This is a genomic window from Brevibacterium spongiae (assembly GCF_026168515.1).
In the GTDB taxonomy this organism is placed as follows: domain Bacteria; phylum Actinomycetota; class Actinomycetes; order Actinomycetales; family Brevibacteriaceae; genus Brevibacterium; species Brevibacterium spongiae.
This window is the reverse complement of sequence record NZ_CP093443.1, coordinates 1,017,270-1,033,548: the sequence shown is the minus strand read 5'-3', so window position 1 is coordinate 1,033,548 and position 16,279 is coordinate 1,017,270. Positions and strand designations below refer to the sequence as shown.

At 65.6% G+C, this 16,279-nt stretch carries 14 protein-coding genes and 1 tRNA gene; 5 read left to right on the top strand and 10 right to left on the bottom strand.

Annotated elements, in window-relative coordinates:
- Positions 1–51: 51 nt before the first annotated feature.
- Entirely contained in the window at positions 52–618 is a 567-nt protein-coding gene (locus L1F31_RS04520; protein ID WP_265419090.1) for a helix-turn-helix domain-containing protein, read from the top strand.
- Positions 615–1,493, top strand: a complete 879-nt coding sequence (locus tag L1F31_RS04515) for an IS3 family transposase (protein ID WP_265419091.1) — start codon at positions 615–617, stop codon at positions 1,491–1,493. The genes L1F31_RS04520 and L1F31_RS04515 overlap by 4 nt, the downstream gene beginning before the upstream one ends.
- Positions 1,494–1,572: 79 nt before the next feature.
- On the opposite strand, the gene guaD is transcribed toward L1F31_RS04515, so the two are convergent.
- From guaD to L1F31_RS04475, 8 genes are all read right to left on the bottom strand, one after another.
- Positions 1,573–2,859 carry a guanine deaminase gene (gene guaD / locus L1F31_RS04510; protein WP_265419484.1) on the bottom strand — a complete coding sequence of 429 codons (1,287 nt, stop codon included), beginning with the start codon at positions 2,857–2,859 and terminating at the stop codon, positions 1,573–1,575.
- Between the two features lie 80 nt (positions 2,860–2,939).
- On the bottom strand, positions 2,940–3,725 hold the full coding sequence (gene xdhC / locus L1F31_RS04505; protein ID WP_265419483.1) for a xanthine dehydrogenase accessory protein XdhC: 786 nt from the start codon (positions 3,723–3,725) through the stop codon (positions 2,940–2,942).
- Positions 3,722–6,100 (bottom strand): xanthine dehydrogenase molybdopterin binding subunit, encoded by a 2,379-nt coding sequence (gene xdhB, locus L1F31_RS04500; protein ID WP_265419482.1) that lies wholly within the window; start codon positions 6,098–6,100, stop codon positions 3,722–3,724. Before xdhB ends, xdhC begins: the two co-directional genes overlap by 4 nt.
- The gene (locus L1F31_RS04495; RefSeq protein ID WP_265419481.1) at positions 6,100–7,626 is read right to left on the bottom strand and encodes a xanthine dehydrogenase small subunit; all 1,527 of its coding nucleotides are present in this window, start codon (positions 7,624–7,626) and stop codon (positions 6,100–6,102) included. Before L1F31_RS04495 ends, xdhB begins: the two co-directional genes overlap by 1 nt.
- A gap of 192 nt (positions 7,627–7,818) precedes the next feature.
- A complete protein-coding gene (locus tag L1F31_RS04490; RefSeq protein ID WP_265419480.1) occupies positions 7,819–9,279 on the bottom strand; it encodes an NCS2 family permease in 1,461 nt (486 codons plus the stop codon).
- Between the two features lie 272 nt (positions 9,280–9,551).
- Positions 9,552–9,642: transfer RNA gene (locus L1F31_RS04485), tRNA-Ser, on the bottom strand.
- Positions 9,643–9,713: 71 nt separating this feature from the next.
- Entirely contained in the window at positions 9,714–10,145 is a 432-nt protein-coding gene (locus L1F31_RS04480; protein WP_265419479.1) for a nucleoside deaminase, read from the bottom strand.
- Between the two features lie 44 nt (positions 10,146–10,189).
- Complete coding sequence (locus tag L1F31_RS04475; RefSeq protein ID WP_265419478.1) at positions 10,190–10,738, bottom strand: tRNA adenosine deaminase-associated protein; 549 nt, start codon at positions 10,736–10,738, stop codon at positions 10,190–10,192.
- A gap of 72 nt (positions 10,739–10,810) precedes the next feature.
- Between L1F31_RS04475 and upp the strand changes: the two genes are divergently transcribed.
- The 3 genes from upp to L1F31_RS04460 all read left to right on the top strand — a co-directional run bounded on the left by upp (position 10,811) and on the right by L1F31_RS04460 (position 13,541).
- Positions 10,811–11,449, top strand: a complete 639-nt coding sequence (gene upp, locus L1F31_RS04470) for a uracil phosphoribosyltransferase (RefSeq protein ID WP_265419477.1) — start codon at positions 10,811–10,813, stop codon at positions 11,447–11,449.
- 256 nt (positions 11,450–11,705) lie between these two features.
- Positions 11,706–12,524: a winged helix-turn-helix domain-containing protein gene (locus tag L1F31_RS04465; RefSeq protein ID WP_265419476.1), complete on the top strand. Its 819-nt coding sequence runs from the start codon at positions 11,706–11,708 to the stop codon at positions 12,522–12,524.
- Between the two features lie 75 nt (positions 12,525–12,599).
- Positions 12,600–13,541, top strand: a complete 942-nt coding sequence (locus L1F31_RS04460) for an endonuclease/exonuclease/phosphatase family protein (protein WP_265419475.1) — start codon at positions 12,600–12,602, stop codon at positions 13,539–13,541.
- 50 nt (positions 13,542–13,591) lie between these two features.
- Here L1F31_RS04460 and L1F31_RS04455 read toward each other — a convergent pair whose 3' ends face one another.
- Entirely contained in the window at positions 13,592–14,782 is a 1,191-nt protein-coding gene (locus L1F31_RS04455; protein ID WP_265419474.1) for a MarP family serine protease, read from the bottom strand.
- 9 nt (positions 14,783–14,791) lie between these two features.
- Positions 14,792–16,216, bottom strand: a complete 1,425-nt coding sequence (locus tag L1F31_RS04450) for a PrsW family intramembrane metalloprotease (protein ID WP_265419473.1) — start codon at positions 16,214–16,216, stop codon at positions 14,792–14,794.
- Between the last annotated feature and the right edge of the window lie 63 nt (positions 16,217–16,279).

Below are 16,279 nucleotides of genomic sequence, written 5' to 3'. Positions count from 1 at the left end.
CCCCGAAAGTTGGACTGTGATCAACACAAGACAACTTGAAGGGACCACTCCATGCGTAAGGACTGTCTGATCACAGACGAACAAGCCAGGGCCGCGATCGACCTCTTCGACAAAGGGCACGGCTATGCCGCGACAGCCACGAAGCTCGACGTGCATAAACCCACGCTCAAACTCCTCCACGACCGGTGGCTGGTGCGTGGAACAATATCGGTCATGGAACCGCACCAGCCCCGCCGCATACCGGCAGAGACGAAGATCGCGACTGCGAAACGGTACCTCGACGGCGAACACAAAGTCGTCCTGGCTCAAGAGCTCGGTTTGGCGTCCTCGCGTACCGTGGTTGATTGGGCGAAGAAATACCGGGACAAGGGCGAAGACGCGTTCGTGACACCGCCGCCGGCCAAAGGCAAGACAGCACGAATACGAGCCCTCGACAACGGTCAGGACCCCGATGCTGATCCGGCACCGTCGAAGCCAGACCTGATGGCGAAGAAGACGCATGTCGAGGACATCAGCCTGGCCGAGTATCGGCAGCTGCAAGACCGGCTGCTGCGGGCTGAAGCGGAGAACGCTTACTTGAAAAAACTGCGGGCCTTGAGGCAAAAAGGGCAGCTGTGAAAGCACGCATTGTTGCCAGTCTCAAGGCAGACTATCCACTGCCATTGCTGCTGCAGGTCGCGGGTTTGGCCCGGTCGACGTTCTTCTACCACCAGAAACGATTCGACGTGAGACCCGACCCATACGCGCAGGTGAGAACCCTCATCGAGGACATCTTCGAGAAGAGTCACAAACGCTACGGGCACCGCAAGATCTGGGCTGTCTTGGTCAAACAGGGCATCACGATCGCGAAGAAGACCGTACTGCGATTAATGCGTGACATGGGTCTGCAGACCGAGGTGCGGAAGAAGAAATTCGACTCCCATCGCGGCACGGTCGGAGCCGTTGCTGACAACGTACTCAATCGGGAGTTCACCGCTGATGAACCGAACGAGAAATGGGTTTCCGACGTCACGGAATTCGCTGTTGAAGACAAGAAACTGTATCTGTCACCAGTGATCGATCTGTTCGATGCCGGTGTGGTGTCGTACTCGATGTCGACGTCACCGAACACGGCATTGACGAACGAGTCGCTGATGCGAGCCTGTCAGGGACTGCGTCCCGGGCAGACACCGCTGGTGCACACGGACCAGGGGTTTCAGTACCAGCACGTGTCCTGGGCGTCGATTCTAGCTAAGCATGGTGCTACACCGTCGATGTCGCGGAAGGGAAACTGCTGGGATAACGCGATGGCGGAGAACTTCTTCGGGCAGTTGAAGTCCGAGATGTTCTATCTGCAGAAGTTCGACACGGTCGAGGACCTCAAAGCCGCGATCAATGAGTACATTCATTGGTATAACTACGAAAGGATCTCGACACGACTTGGCGATCTTGCCCCGATGGAATATCGGAACAAGACCGCCAAGGATGGTGAGCCTATTTACGAACTATGCTGACCTCACAGCAGTCCAACTTTTGGGGACCAGTCCAGCGAAAGGTTGCTGGGGCGCCGTCGGGTAGTAATGGGGTGGTGGGTCAGCCTTTGACGAGGTCTCCGTCCACCCACACCTGGGCGATGTCGGCAGGGGTGCCCATGGCGAAGATCTTCGCGAGCGCGTCCGAATCGCTGCCGGCGTGCTTCAGCCCCACGTCCAGGGGCTGCCCCTCGGCGGGGCGCACAAGGACAGCGTCGAAGCGTTTGCCCACGGACAGGTCACCGACCTGATCGGAGAGTTCGAGGGCGTCGGCGCCGGCGGCGGTGGCCAGGTAGAGCAGGTGCGCGGAGTTGAGCGGCAGTCCCCCGGACGGGTCGAGCTGCTGCATGAAGTAAGCCTGCACGCCCTCCTTGAACAGGGAGAATCCGGTCCCGCCGCCCACGTCGGAGCCCAGCGCCACCCGGACTCCGGCCTCGATGTGGCGTCGCAGCGGGAAGAATCCGCTGGCCAGGGCCGAGTTCGAGGTCGGGCAGTGGGCCGCGACGGTCCCGGTCTCGGCCATGCGCTGAAGCTCCCGGTCCTGCGGGTGGACGTTGTGGGCCATGATCGTGTGCCGGCCCAGCAGCCCGGCCCGGTCATAGGTGTCGAGGTAGTCGATGGCCTCGGGGAACTGCTGCGCCACACCGGAGACCTCGTCAAGGTTCTCGTTGAGGTGCGAGGTCACCCAGATGCCGGGATTGTCGGCCACGAGCTGCCCGCCTGCGGCCAGGAGCTCCTGGCCGGCGGAGAAGGAGAAGCGCGGGGTCACCGCGTAGCGCAGCCGTCCCCGACCGTGCCACCGGTCGATGAGCGCCTGACCGGCCGCCGTGGACGTCTCGACATCTGTCAGCAGCGCCTCGGGCAGGTTCCGGTCACTGGTGACCAGGCCCGAGGTGATCCGCAGTCCCGCCGTCTCGGCCTCGGAGAACAGGGCGTCCACGGCTCCGGGGAAGTGGGCGCCGAAGACCATCGCCGAGGTGGTCCCCGCCGAGGTCAGGCCCGTGAGGAAGTCTGTGGCCACGGACCGCGCGTAGGCGTCATCGGCGAGTTTGGCCTCTTCGGGCAGGGGTGAGTGTTCGAGCCACTCGAGCAGCGGTCTGCCGAGGCTGCCGATGATGCGCACCTGCGGAAAGTGGACGTGGGTGTCGATGAGTCCCGGGATGAGCACTCCCGCGCGCAGGTCGACCACCTCGGCGTCGGGATGGCTCGCGGCAGCCGAGTCGAAATCGGTGCGCTCGGTGATCACGCCGTCGTCGACGACGAGGGCGAGATCGGAACCGGAGCGCAGTTCGCCGCCGGTGAACGGGTTGTCCGGGGTGTCGAAGACACGCGCGCGGTAGATGACCATGGTGGTTCTCCTGAAGTCAGTGGTGATGTGGGCAAGTGGTGTTACGGAGCGGTGGTGAGAGCTGTGGCGTTCGGACGCCGTCAGCCCATGCGGCCCAGCAGGTCTGCGGCGACGCTCACGGCGATCGTCGCAGGTGCCTTGCCGGGAAGGTCCGGCAGCCCGATGGGGCAGCGGATCGTGTCGACGAGCTCGGGCGCGAAGCCTTCGGCGGTGAGGTTCTTCCGGAACCGCTGCCATTTCGCGTTCGAGCCGATGAGCCCGACGGAGCCGAGATCGCCGCGCGACAGTGCGGCCGCGCACAGGTGCAGGTCCTCGGCATGATCGTGGGTCATGATGACCACGTGCGAACCCGCCGGCAGCCCGGTGAGCACTTCTTCGCCCACGACGGCGAATTCGCGGCTGATGCGTGCGACCGGGGTCTCCAACGCATCGAGGGCCTCCAACTGTTCGGGTCGTGAGTCGGAGACGACGAGATCGATGTCGTGGCGGGCGAGGATCCGGGTGAGTTCGAGTCCGATGTTGCCGATGCCGAAGATCGCCGCCGAGGCGGGCACAGGTAGCGGTTCGAGCAGCACCGTGACCTCCCCGCCGCAGCATTGCCGTCCGTATTTGGCCGGAGCCTTGTCATTGAGCCGCAGGTCGAGCATCTCCGGGGCGCTCCGGCCCTCGGTCAGCATCTCGCGGGCACGGGTGATGGCCGTCATCTCGAGATTGCCGCCGCCGATGGTCCCGAACAGGGCATCGGCGGTGGCGATCATCTTCGCACCCGCCTCGCGCGGGGCATGACCCCGCACCGTGGCGAGCGTGACGAGGACGGCCGGCACCCGAGCCTTGCGAAGCTCGGCTGCGGTGTCCATCCAGGTCATGACGGAACTCGTTGTCCTTCCGTCACCGAGGCGGCCGCCCCCGATTCGCGGGCGCGCACATCCTCGATCGCCCAGAACACCGATTCGGGTGTGGCTGGGGAGGCCAGCTCCACTTCGCGTCCGGGTTCGCCGAAGGCGCGCACCGCTTCACGCAGCGCCTCACGGACGGAGAAGGCGAGCATGAGCGGGGGTTCGCCGACGGCCTTGGACCCGTAGACGGCTCCTTCTTCGTGGGCCTTGTCCAGCAGCGAGATGTTGAAGATCTCCGGGGCCTCGGAGAAGCTCGGGATCTTGTACGTGCTCGCCGCCTGAGTGGCCAGACGGCCGCGGCTCGGGCGGTCGGATTCGTCCCAGCGCAGGTCTTCCAGGGTCAGCCAGCCGGCGCCCTGGACGAAGCCGCCTTCGATCTGTCCGAGGTCGATGAGCGGAGACAGGGAATCTCCGACATCGTGGACGATGTCGACGCGGCGCAGCGAGTACGAACCGTCGAAGCGGCTGACCTCGACTTCGGAGACTGCGGCGCCGTAGGCGAAGTACTTGAACGGCTCCCCGCGCATCTGGCTGAGGTTCCAGTGCAGGCCTTCGGTCCGGTAGAACCCGGAGGCCGAGAGCTGGATGCGCTGGAAGTACGCGGTGTTGATGAGCTCTTCCCACGTCACCGTCTTCGTCGATGAGAGGGCGGAGACGATTCCGCGGGAGATGTTGACCTCATGGGCGGGGGCACCGAGGATGCCCGCAGCGACCTGACGCAGCCGGTCGAGGATCTGATCGCAGGCATTCTTCACCGCCCCGCCGTTGAGGTCGGAACCGGAGCTGGCCGCCGTGGCCGAGGTGTTGGGCACCTTGTCCGTGCGGGTGGGTGCCAAACGCACCGTCGACAGCGGCACCCCGAGCGTCGTCGCAGCGACCTGGAGCATCTTCTGATGCAGGCCCTGCCCCATCTCGGTGCCGCCGTGGGTGACGAGAACGGATCCGTCCTTGTACACGAGGACGAGCGCTCCGCCTTGGTTGAAGGCGGTGAGGTTGAACGAGATGCCGAACTTCACCGGGGTGATCGCCAGCCCGCGTTTCGTGTATTCGTGGGCTGCGTTGAAGGCCGCGATCTCCCGTTCGCGGGCTTCGAGGTCGGATTCGGCGATGAGCTGGTCCCAGCAGGCGCCGATCCGGTCCGGATGACGCACCGGCTGGTAGTAGGGAGTGTCCTGACCTTCTGCATAGAAGTTGCGAGCTCGCAGCTCCCTGGCGCTGAGCCCCAGCTGCGGGGCGACCCGGCCGAGGATGTCTTCCATGACGAGCATGCCCTGGGGACCGCCGAATCCGCGGAAGGCCGTCTGCGAGGTCTTGTTGCATTTGGCGATGCGGCCGGTGACACGGATGTTCGGCACCCAGTAGGCGTTGTCGATATGGCACATGGCACGCGTGAGCACGGGCTCGGACAGGTCGAGGCTCCACCCGCCGTCGGCGGTCAGGGTCGCGTCGAGGGCGAGGATCTTCCCCTCCTCGTCGAACCCGATCTTCCACGATGAGTGGAAGCCGTGGCGTTTCCCGGTCATCGTGATGTCCAGGGTCCGGTCCAGGCGCAGACGCACCGGCCGACCTGTCAGCGTGGCCCCAAGCGCGGCGAGCGCGGCATAGCCGTGGGGCTGCATCTCCTTGCCGCCGAAGCCGCCGCCCATACGCAGGCACTGCACGGTGACTTCGTGGGCGGGCACGCCGAGGACGTGGGAGACGATGTCCTGTGTCTCGGTGGGGTGCTGAGTCGAGGACTGGACGAAGATCTGCCCGTTCTCATCCACATGTGCCAGGCAGGCCTGCGTCTCGAGGTAGAAGTGCTCCTGCCCGGCGAACTCGAATTCGCCGTCGAAGACGTGGGCGGCATCGGCGAAGGCCGAGTCGACCTCGCCCTTGTCGATGTAGAGCGGCTTCCCGTGGTAGCTGTCGGCCGCGATTGCGTCGCGGACGCTCACCAGCGAGGGGAGGTCCTCGACCTCGGCGACCACTGCGGCCGCACCTTCCTTCGCGGCTTCGAGGTCTTCGCCGAGCACCCATGCCAGGGGCTGACCGAAGAACATGATCTCATCGGTCGGCAGCATCGGCTCATCGTGCTTGACGCCCTGGTCGTTGACCCCCGGGATGTCGGCGGCGGTGATGACGCGCACGACTCCCGGCACGCCGTAGGCGGGCTGAACATCGAGGGAGAGCAGCCGGGCGTGCGCGGTCGTCGACTGCACGGGGTAGGCGTGGAGGACGCCGGTGAGGCGACCGACGAGATCATCGGTGTAGAGCGCTGAGCCGGTGACGTGGCCGAAGGCGCTTTCATGGTGGTGGCGTTCGCCGACGATCGGGTCGGCGGGACGCTGCGAGAGCTGACTCATCACTTGACCTCCTTGCTGGTCACGGACGTGCGGCCGAGCTGTTCGGCGTAGAAGCGTTCGAGCGAGGACCGCAGCATCGCGGTCCGGTACTTTGCGCTCGCACGGTGGTCGTCCATCGGTGTTCCTTCGCCGGCGAGGGTCTCGGCTGCCGCGTGCACGGTCTCCAGACTCCACGGCCGGCCTTCGAGCATGGCTTCGGTGGCACGTGCCCGCAGCGGGGTCGCTGCGACTCCGCCGAGGCCGATGCGGGCCTTGGCGATCTGTCCGTCGCGGACGTCGACGGCGTAGCCGATGGCCACGGACGAGATGTCGTCGAAGCGGCGTTTGGCGATCTTCTGGAACGAGGTCAGCGGCGACAGCGGCAGCGGGATGCGGATGGCGGTGATGAGCTCATCGGCGTCTCGGATGGTCTGCCGGTAGCCGGTGAAGTAGTCGGCCAGTGCCACGCTGCGTTCGCCGCGCACCGAGGTGAGCACGAGTTCGGCTTCGAGGGCGAGCAGCGCCGGCGGGGTGTCGCCGATGGGTGAACCGGTGCCGAGGTTGCCGCCGATCGTCGCTCCGTTGCGGATGAGGCGGGAGGCGAACTGGGGGAACAGTTTGCCCAGCAGCGGAATGTCGCCTGCGAGTTCGCGTTCGAGTTCGGACAGGGTGTGGGAGGCGCCGAGTTCGATGTGGTCGGAGGTGCGGCGGACGCCGCGCATCTCGTCCAACCGGTCGACGGCGAGGACGTTCTTGGCCCGTGCTCCCTTGATGTTGACCTCGACGCCCCAGTCGGTGGCCCCTGCCACGACGGTGACTTCGGGTTCGCTGCTGAGGATCTCGACCGCCTCGGCGAGGGTGGCCGGGCGGCGGTAGCGGCCGATCGTGCCTGTCGCGGTGTCAGCGCGTCGGTAGTCGGTGGGCACGGCGGCCGGTGCCGGCCGGTCTCGGCGGGCGGCGAGCGCATCGTCCTCGCTCGGCTGTCCGAGGGAGTACGCGGCATCGCGGATGGGGCGGTAGCCGGTGCAGCGGCAGAGGTTGCCGGACAGGGAGTGGAGGTCGAATCCGTTCGGCCCGCACTGATGATCCTCATGGGCGTCGCCGGCAGCACCGGCGGCTGCAGCATTCTCGGCTGCATCGGCGCCGCGTTCGGGACGGTAGTATTCGGCGGCCATCGAGGAGATGAAGCCGGGGGTGCAGTATCCGCACTGGGAACCGCCGCGCACGGCCATCTCTTCTTGGACGGGGTGGACTGTGTCGCCTGTGGCGAGTCCTTCGGCGGTGACGACCTCTCCCCCGTCGAGTGCTGCGGCCGGCAGCAGGCAGGAGTTCACGGAGGTCCAGCGGGTTCCGCCGGTCTCATCGGGGCGGGCGACGAGGATGGCGCAGGCCCCGCATTCGCCTTCGGCGCAGCCTTCCTTCGCTGCGGTCAGTCCCTGACCGCGCAGGAAGTCGAGCGCATTCGTATGGGGTGGGCCGTCAAATCTGGTGGCGGCTCCGTTGATGGTCACTTCGGCAGCTGTGTGATCCGTCGTCGTTGCGGACATCCGGCTTCATACCTCCTGCGCCTCTTCCCTGAGGCGCACCGTGCATGGTTGGAACAGGTGCTTCGTTCTTCGCGGCTTCTGGTTATCCATGCGAACAGCGCCGAAGAACGCAATATTGAGGCCATCGCCTCGAGGTTCATACCCCGTGTGCGATCTGGCCTTCCTGCCACGCTGTGTTCCCAACCACAATGCTCACGCTCCCAAGATAGCCGATATCGGGCCGCGAACGAAGTACAGGACGAATCCTGCGGAGACGACCCACAGCAGCCAGTGCACATCGCGAGCGCGCTTGCTCATGGCGTGGATGAGCGCCCAGGAGATGAATCCGACGCCGATGCCGTTGGCGATCGAGTAGGTCAGCGGCATCGTGACCATGGTGAGGAAGACCGGCAGTGAGACGCGGAAGTCGCTCATCTCGATCTCGCGGATCTGCGTGACCATCATGGCTCCGACGACGACGAGCGCGGCGGCTCCGGCCTCCATCGGGATGACGGCGATGAGCGGGGAGAAGAACATCGACAGCAGGAACAGCACGCCGGTGACGCAGGCGGCCAGACCGGTGCGCGCTCCCTCGGCGATGCCGGCGGCGGAGTCGACAAAGACGGTGTTCGACGATGCGGATGCACCGCCGCCGAAGACCGCTCCGAGTCCTTCGACGATGAAGGCGCCGCGGATGCGCGGGAACATTCCGTCGTCGGTCTGCAGCCCGGCGCTGCGGGCCAGTCCCGTCATCGAGCCCATCGCGTCGAAGAAGTTCGTGAAGACGAGGGTGAAGACGAGCATCGTGGCGGCGAGCACGCCGATGTGCTGGAATCCGCCGAAGAGGTCGAATTCTCCGATGAGCCCGAAGTCGGGTGCGGCGATGAACTGCTTCGGGAACTCCGGAGCCGAGAGGTTCCAGCCCAGGGGATCCGGATTGACCGGATCGCCGACTGTGCCGAGCTTCGCGAACGCCTGGATGATGATCGCGACGACCGTGGCGACGATGATGCCGATGAGGATGCCGCCGGGGATCCTGCGCGCAACGAGGATGCCGATGAGCACGAGGGCGAAGACGAAGACCAGCGTGGGCAGGGACCCGATCGATCCGTCCTGGCCCAGCTGGACGGGAGGTCCGGCGGGGGTGCGGGTGACGAATCCGGCGTTGACGAAGCCGATGAAGGCGATGAACAGTCCGATGCCCACGGTGATCGCGATCTTGAGCGCATGCGGAACCGCGTTGAAGATCGCCGTGCGGATGCCCGTGGCGCCGAGGACGACGATGATGACGCCGTTGATGACCACGAGCCCCATCGCATCGGCCCACGTGACCTCCTGGACGACGGAGACAGCGAGGAAGCTGTTCATGCCCAGGCCGGCGGCGAGGCCGAACGGAAGTCGGGCGACGACACCGAAGAGGATCGTGATGACGCCGGCGACGAGACCGGTGACGGCGGTCAGCTGGGCGAAGTCGAGGCTGTTTCCTGCGATGTCTTCGCTGCCGCCGAGGATGAGCGGGTTGAGGACGACGATATAGGCCATCGCGACGAAGGCGACGATGCCTCCGCGGATCTCCTGCTTGATCGACGACCCGCGATGGGTGATTTCGAAGAATCTGTCGAGTAGCCCCGTTCTCGGGGTTGCGGTCTCAACCGCCTGGTCATTGTCAGCCATTTTCATGGACCACCTCAGGTTGTTCGATTTGGTCAGCCGTCGACATCGTTGTCGTCGGCCCTGCGCCTTGAACGTGCGCAATGAAACAGGCAAGTCGTCGGTGAACACCGAACCAGAATTTCCATATCCTGGAAAACTATTTCTATTTCATCGAGACAGTCTCGTCGCTCGACCCCGGTGTGTCAATCATCACACCTCTGCATGCACCGATGCCATCCCCCGGAGAGACATACGAAACCCCTGACCAGACTCGGCTGATCAGGGGTTCCCCGTGGCGGTGGCGGTGGGATTTGAACCCACGGTAGGGGGTTGCCCTACACAACATTTCGAGTGTTGCACCTTCGGCCGCTCGGACACGCCACCGCCGACAACTGTACAGCGGTGGACTTTCCGCATCCAAATCGAGCTGCTGTGAAGTGGAGCACGCCTGTGCGTCAGCGGCGGGCGGCGAAGAAGTCCCGCAGCAGGTCCCGGCATTCCTCGGCACGGACCCCGGAGCGCACCGCCGGATGATGGAGTGCGGCACGGTCGCGCAGCAGGTCCCAGACCGATCCGACGGCTCCGGCCTTGTCGTCGTAGGCGCCGAAGACGACGCGGGCGATGCGGGAGCCGACGAGGGCGCCGGCGCACATCGCACACGGCTCCAGGGTGACGACGAGGGTGCAGTCGTCCAGTCGCCACCGTCCCTTCGCCGAGGCGGCCGAAGAGATCGCCATGAGCTCGGCGTGGCCGAGCGGATCGGCATCGACCTCCCGCCGATTGTGCCCGCGTCCGATCACGGCACCGGTTCCGTCGATGACGACGGCCCCGACGGGAACGTCGTCATGCGCTCCGGCCAGGGCCGCCTCGGCGAGGGCCTGACCCATCCATGCCTCGAACCGCGCCTCGCCCGCCTCGGGGGAATCCCGGTTCAGCGTGCGGCCTCGAGCTGGTCGGCGAAGCCCACGGTCTCCCCGACATGGGCGACGACGCGGGCCGGGTCGGAGCGGTACTCCTCGACCTGGTCGATGAGGGTGGCCGCCGAGACTCCTCGATCGGCGTAGATGTCGGCGTCTCCGCCCCATTCGGCGTCGGGGTCGAGCTCGAGCATCTCGACCTCCTCCTCGTCGTCTTCATCGGCAGTACCCTCATCCTCCTCGGCACCGAAGTCCTCTTCGGGTTCGGCGTCGTAGGCATCGGGACGGGAATCGAGGAACTCGGCGAAGATCTCGGCGAAGGGGCTGGCCTCGACGGCGGCGAGGTCGGAGAGGAAGACCTTGACCTCATTGTTCGCGCACAGGCGCACGAGTCCGAACCATTCGTCTTCGTGTTCGATGACGGCGACCGCCTCACCGTCGTCGCCGGCGGCGGAGCGCATCATGTCGACGAGGTCGTCGAGGTCGTTCGCATCACGAACGTCGACATCGAGGGCGCGGAAGCCGTCGCCGGAATCGGTCAGGATCTCAGTGAAGTACGACATGCCTCCATTGTGAACTCTTCGCTCCGCGTTGACCACTGCCGGAAGAGTGAAGTTCTCCCGTACCATTTGGGTATGCATCTTCACGTAGCCGATCACCCGCTCATCGCCCACAAACTCACTGCACTGCGGGATCAGTTCACGGACTCCGCGCGCTTCCGCCAGCTCACCGAAGAGCTCGTCATGCTGCTGGCCTACGAGGCCACCCGCTCCGTGTCGATCGAGGACAAGGAGATCTCGACACCCGTGTCGACATTCACCGGCACCAAGCTGGCCGAACCCCGCCCGATCGTGGTTCCGATCCTGCGCGCGGGCCTCGGCATGCTCGACGGAATGCTGCGCATCCTGCCCACCGCCGAGGTGGGATTCCTCGGCATGGTCCGCGATGAGACCACGTTCGAACCCAGCGCGTATGCCGATCGCCTGCCCGACGACCTCACCGGACGGCAGATCTTCGTCGTCGACCCCATGCTGGCCACCGGAGGCACCCTCGCCATGGCCATCGACTTCCTGCTCGCGCGCGGCGCCCGCGATGTCACCGCCGTGTGCCTCGTCTCCGCCCCCGAGGGTGTGCGTCGCATCGAAGCCGACTACAGCGATTCCGCAGAGGTGAAGATCTACACTGCCGCACTCGACGAGAAGCTCAACGAGAAGGGCTACATCGTGCCCGGACTCGGCGATGCCGGAGACCGGATGTACGGGATCGTCGACTGACGGAGCCCGACAGTTTCGTCACAATTCGTCACAGTCGTCTCATTTTCGGCGTTCGCATTGCAGCGCCCGCGCAATGTGACAAATAATGAAGCCATGACTTCAGCGATCGACCCACAGCGAATGCCGGCGGCAGCCATGTGCATGCCCTGCGTTCGTGGTCGGTGATCGCCCTCCCGCTGTCCGGCCTCGAACGAGTACACGCAAGCAGCGGACTCATTCAGTCATCCCGATCCGATGATCGGAGCAAAGGACAGTCATGCCGAATCCAGAACCCGCCTACTTCCACCCCCGCAGCGCAGTTGCCACTCGACGTGCAGGAGCCAGGTTGAGCGCAGTCGACCCGCAGAACGCCCCCCACACCTATGGGCCGGCAGGAGTCGTCCCCTCGCCGAAGGCCGCACGCGGAATCATCGTCTACATCGGACTCGATGAATCCAAGGCCGCCGCCGACGGCACGAACCTCTCCGCCATCGCCGGTGAGCTGCAGGCCTATGCGAAGGAACTGGCCAGCCAGGCCGAGACCCAGGCGGTCATCGCCTTGGCCCCGGAGGGACGCGGCAGCGATATCGACGCCGTGCGTGCCGTCGCCAACGGCTCCCCCGCAGCGACCGGAGCGCCCGCAGCCACGCACGGACCTGTGCGGTCGAGGATCCCCAACCGCATCCACCCGCCGACCCTGCGGGAAGAGGACGCACCGGCGGCCCCCGCACCGCGCGGTTTCGGCGGTCGGGCCGGCGAGGCGTACTCTCAAGCCGCGTCCGAACGTCTGCGCATCGACATCCCCCGCCGAGAGGTCAGCATCGACGGTGAGCTCGTCGACGTCACGACGAAGGAATTCGACCTGCTGGCCACCCTCGTGACCCATGCGGACGAGACCCTGCCGCGTGAGGACCTCATCACCGCGGTGTGGTCCGGCGGTGAGGTTCCCGACGAACGCACCGTGGACGTGCACATCCGCCGACTGCGGCGCCGCCTCGGCGAGTATGCCTCGGTGGTGCGGACCATGCGCGGATCGGGCTACCGCTACGACACTCATCCGGATGTCACGGTGTGGAGTGCGACAGCACGTCGCTGACGAGATGCCGCTGTGAGCCGCATCGCACCCCTCACCCAGCCTGGGGCCAGACTTCCCGGTTAAGATCGTTGTTCGATGAGCCAGGCATATTCTTCACCACGCAGAAGGCACAGCCCCGCGAAGGGCATCACCGCATTGATCTTCGGGATCCTCTATGCGGCATTCCTGCTTCTCCACAACCTTCTGCCGACACGGATGGGCATCGCCCTCATCCTCGAATCGGTGCTGCCGTGGACGGGGATCTTCCTCGCTCTCGTGCTGCTGATGTTCCTCATCCGGTTCTCGTGGCTCTCAGCCATCGGATTCCTCGTACCCACGCTCGTGTGGGCGGGGATGTTCGGACCGGCTCTGCTGCCCAATGATGACGCCGATGAGACGGATCTGACCGTGGCCACCCACAATGTGGGTGCGCGGATGCCGCAGCCCACGGCGGCGGCGCAGAACATCGTCGAACGCGACCCGGACATCGTCACGATCCAGGAACTCGAGTCCCTGTCGGGCAAGATCATCCACAAGGAGCTCGATTCCTCCTTCGAGCACGCCCAGGTCCTCGACACCGTCGGCGTGTGGTCGAAGTGGCCGATGTCCGCGCCCGAAGAGGTCGACCTCGGCCTGCAGTGGCCGCGAGCGTTCGCCACCACGATCTCGACCGACCACGGTGACATCCGGTTCTATGCCGTGCATATGCCCTCGGTCCGGCCGGGACACGAATCCATGCGCAACGCCGCTCTGCGTCGACTCGCCGCGAGTGTGGAGACCGACGGAGCCGAAAATGTCATCGTCGCCGGCGACTTCAATACGGCGTCGACGGACAACAATTTCGCGACCCTGGTTCCCCCGCTCGAGGATTCGCGCGAGCAGGCTCACGGCGGCTTCGGCTTCACCTGGCCGGCCCGGTTCCCCGTCACTCGCCTCGACCACATCCTCTACCGCGGCTTCGATGCCACCTCCGACGAGGTGCTCAGCCGCGGGTCGAGCGATCACCGTGCCGTGCTCGCCGGGCTCAACCTCAAGTAGTCGCGTTCACCTCGGGCGCTCGGTTCGCGGACGCTCGCTCGGTGCACTGATCACTGTGTGCACTGCCCGGCCGGCTGGGGTGTGCGATTGCTCGTTCCGGCCTGCAGCTCGTCGGCGATCTCGGCTCGGGTGAGTGCGTATCCGGTTTCGTCATCGGTCGCGGATCGGGCGAAGACCATCCCGACGACATCTCCCTGAGCGTCGATGAGGGGGCCTCCCGAATTGCCTTCGCGGACGATTCCACGCAGCGAATACACCTCGCGCACCACTGATTTCGAATCATAGATGTCGAGACCGCGGGCGTTGATCTTCTCCCTCACGCGCGTCGGTGAGATCGTGTACGGCCCGTTGGCGGGGAAGCCCACGACCACGGAGTCGTCCCCCGCTCCGAGGCCATCGCCGAAGTCGAGTGCGGGAGCATCGAGTTCCGGGACGCGGAGCACCGCAACGTCGGCTTCAGCGTCGAATTCGACCACCTCGGCGAGGTAGGGTCTGCCTTTTCCGCCGACCTGGACGGCGAGTTCCGTCGACCCGGCTACGACGTGGGCGTTGGTGGCGACGAGTCCATCGTCGAAGACGAAGCCCGAGCCTTCCGAGCCGGTGGGGCAGGTGGTGGCCGTGGTCGTGACCTTCACGACCGAGTCCTCGACCTTGCGGCCGACGTCGACCATGCCTTCGTCGGGTTCGCCGACGCCGCGGATCTGTTCTGTCTGGCCGGAGAACACCTGTGGGAATCCGGAGGCGCTCAGCCCGCGGGCCAGTCCGCCCAGGGCGTTCTGGGAGGAATAGGGGATCGTGCGGTCGATGGCGGCGATCACGGTGGAGTCGGCGACCCACCGGTTTGGTTCGACGAGCGGGGTGGTGCGGATGAAGCCGGCGGCGAGCCAGATGACGAGGACGTAGACGATCCCGGCGGTGACGGTGCCGCCGATGGCGTCGATGCCCTGCCCGAGATCGGAGTCCATCGACCGTTTGATCCATGCCCCGATCCCGCTGCCGGCGAAGGCGAAGAGGACGCTGAGGACCAGCGGCATGGAGGCCAGGAGCATGAGCACACCGGGGTTGTCCATGGCGCTCGTGCCTTCGCTGAGCGTTTCGACGAGCGGGGAGAGCAGACGACCGAGGATCCAGCCGACGACGAAGCCGGCCGCGGTTCCCAGCGCAGTGATGATGCCCTGGCGGAAACCGGCGAAGAGCGCGCCGATGCCGAGGACGATGAGGAGGATGTCGAGGACTGTCACAGGTTGGGTCTACCGCACCATCTGCTTCGAGGCGGCGAGCAGTCGTTCACGGGCGTCGACGAACTGTTTGAGCTCGGCCCGTTCGATCTTCCGTTCCTGTTCACCGCCGATGCCGGCGAGCACACGCATCCGCGTCGTCGACAGTTTGCCGGAGGTCCGGATCATGGTCTTCATCTCCTCCTTGCCGCCGGGGAACGACTTCGCCCAATCGCGGCCGTTCTTCCGGCCCTTCCAGGTGCCGAGCATGTCGACCTCGGCGTGGGTGAGCCAACCGGAGTTCGCATAGTCGCCGAGCATGTTCTGCGTATGCATGCGTTCGCTGCGGCGCAGGATGAGGCCGAGCGCGACCCAGGCGGCGGAGAGGATGAGGCTGAGCACGATGAGGCCGATGACCTGAGGCACCAGTTCGTTCATGACGTTTCTGTACGCGTAGCCGATCATGGCGAGAAGTGTCATCGAGCCATTCCAGAAGCCGTGCAGGACCATGCCGAGCGCGAGTCCGGGCAGCCACATGAGGATGAGCGACCACCACGGCCATTTTCGGGCGGCGAGGCCGATGGACACGCCGGCACAGGTCGAGAACGCCGTGTGCAGCAGCGGCGAACCGAGGCAGCGCATGGCGAATGTCAGAGCGAGTCCCAGCAGTTCGCCCTCATTCCATGACTGTCCGAGGTAGAGGATGTTCTCTGTGAAGGCGAAGCCCGCACCGATGAGGGAACCGTAGACGAGCCCGTCGAGGGGGCCCTCGAAGTGACGCCGTGCGGCGAGGACGATGACGACGAGGAGGACGGTCTTCGTCGATTCTTCGACGATCGGGGCCTGAATGACCGTGCCGATGATGTCGGGCACGCCGTTGAATCCGGCCAGATAGAGCGCGATATCGCCGACGAGGGAGAAGCCGAGGGTGAGGATGACCGAGGCGACGGCACCCCAGAGGAGACAGATGCCCAAGAGAAGCTTCGGCTGCGGTTTCCACCGATCGAGCCAGAGCACATAGGCGATGATGCCGAGAAGCGGGATCGCCGCGAGTCCGATGAGCGCGAACAGACGCACACCGAAGCTCAGCCCGCCGAAGAGGGCAAGCAGCCCCAGCCCTCCGACGAGAACGAGGAGAACGAGGATGGCTGCGACGAGTCGGACGATGTTGCCGGTCGAATCGGGTGCGGTCTCCGGCTGTGCCTGGCGCACGGCACCGGTCCACGGGGTGTCCGTGACCACCTGCTGAGGTGCCTGCATACCCGCCCGGATCCGCATCTCCTGGGTGACGGTCGGAGCGAAGCGCGGCTGGGCGTAGACGCGTGCCTGCACCGGCGGCTGGTATCCGGGCACCGGCTGTCCCTGCATCGGCTGACCCGGCATCGGCTGACCCGGCATCGGCTGCCCGTGCATCACAGGCTGTCCCGGCGCAGGCACGGGTTGGTTGGGTCCCGGCACGGGCTGAGGCTGTCCCTGCGCAGGTCGGGGCATTCCCTGCACGGGTGCCTGCTTGCCGGACAC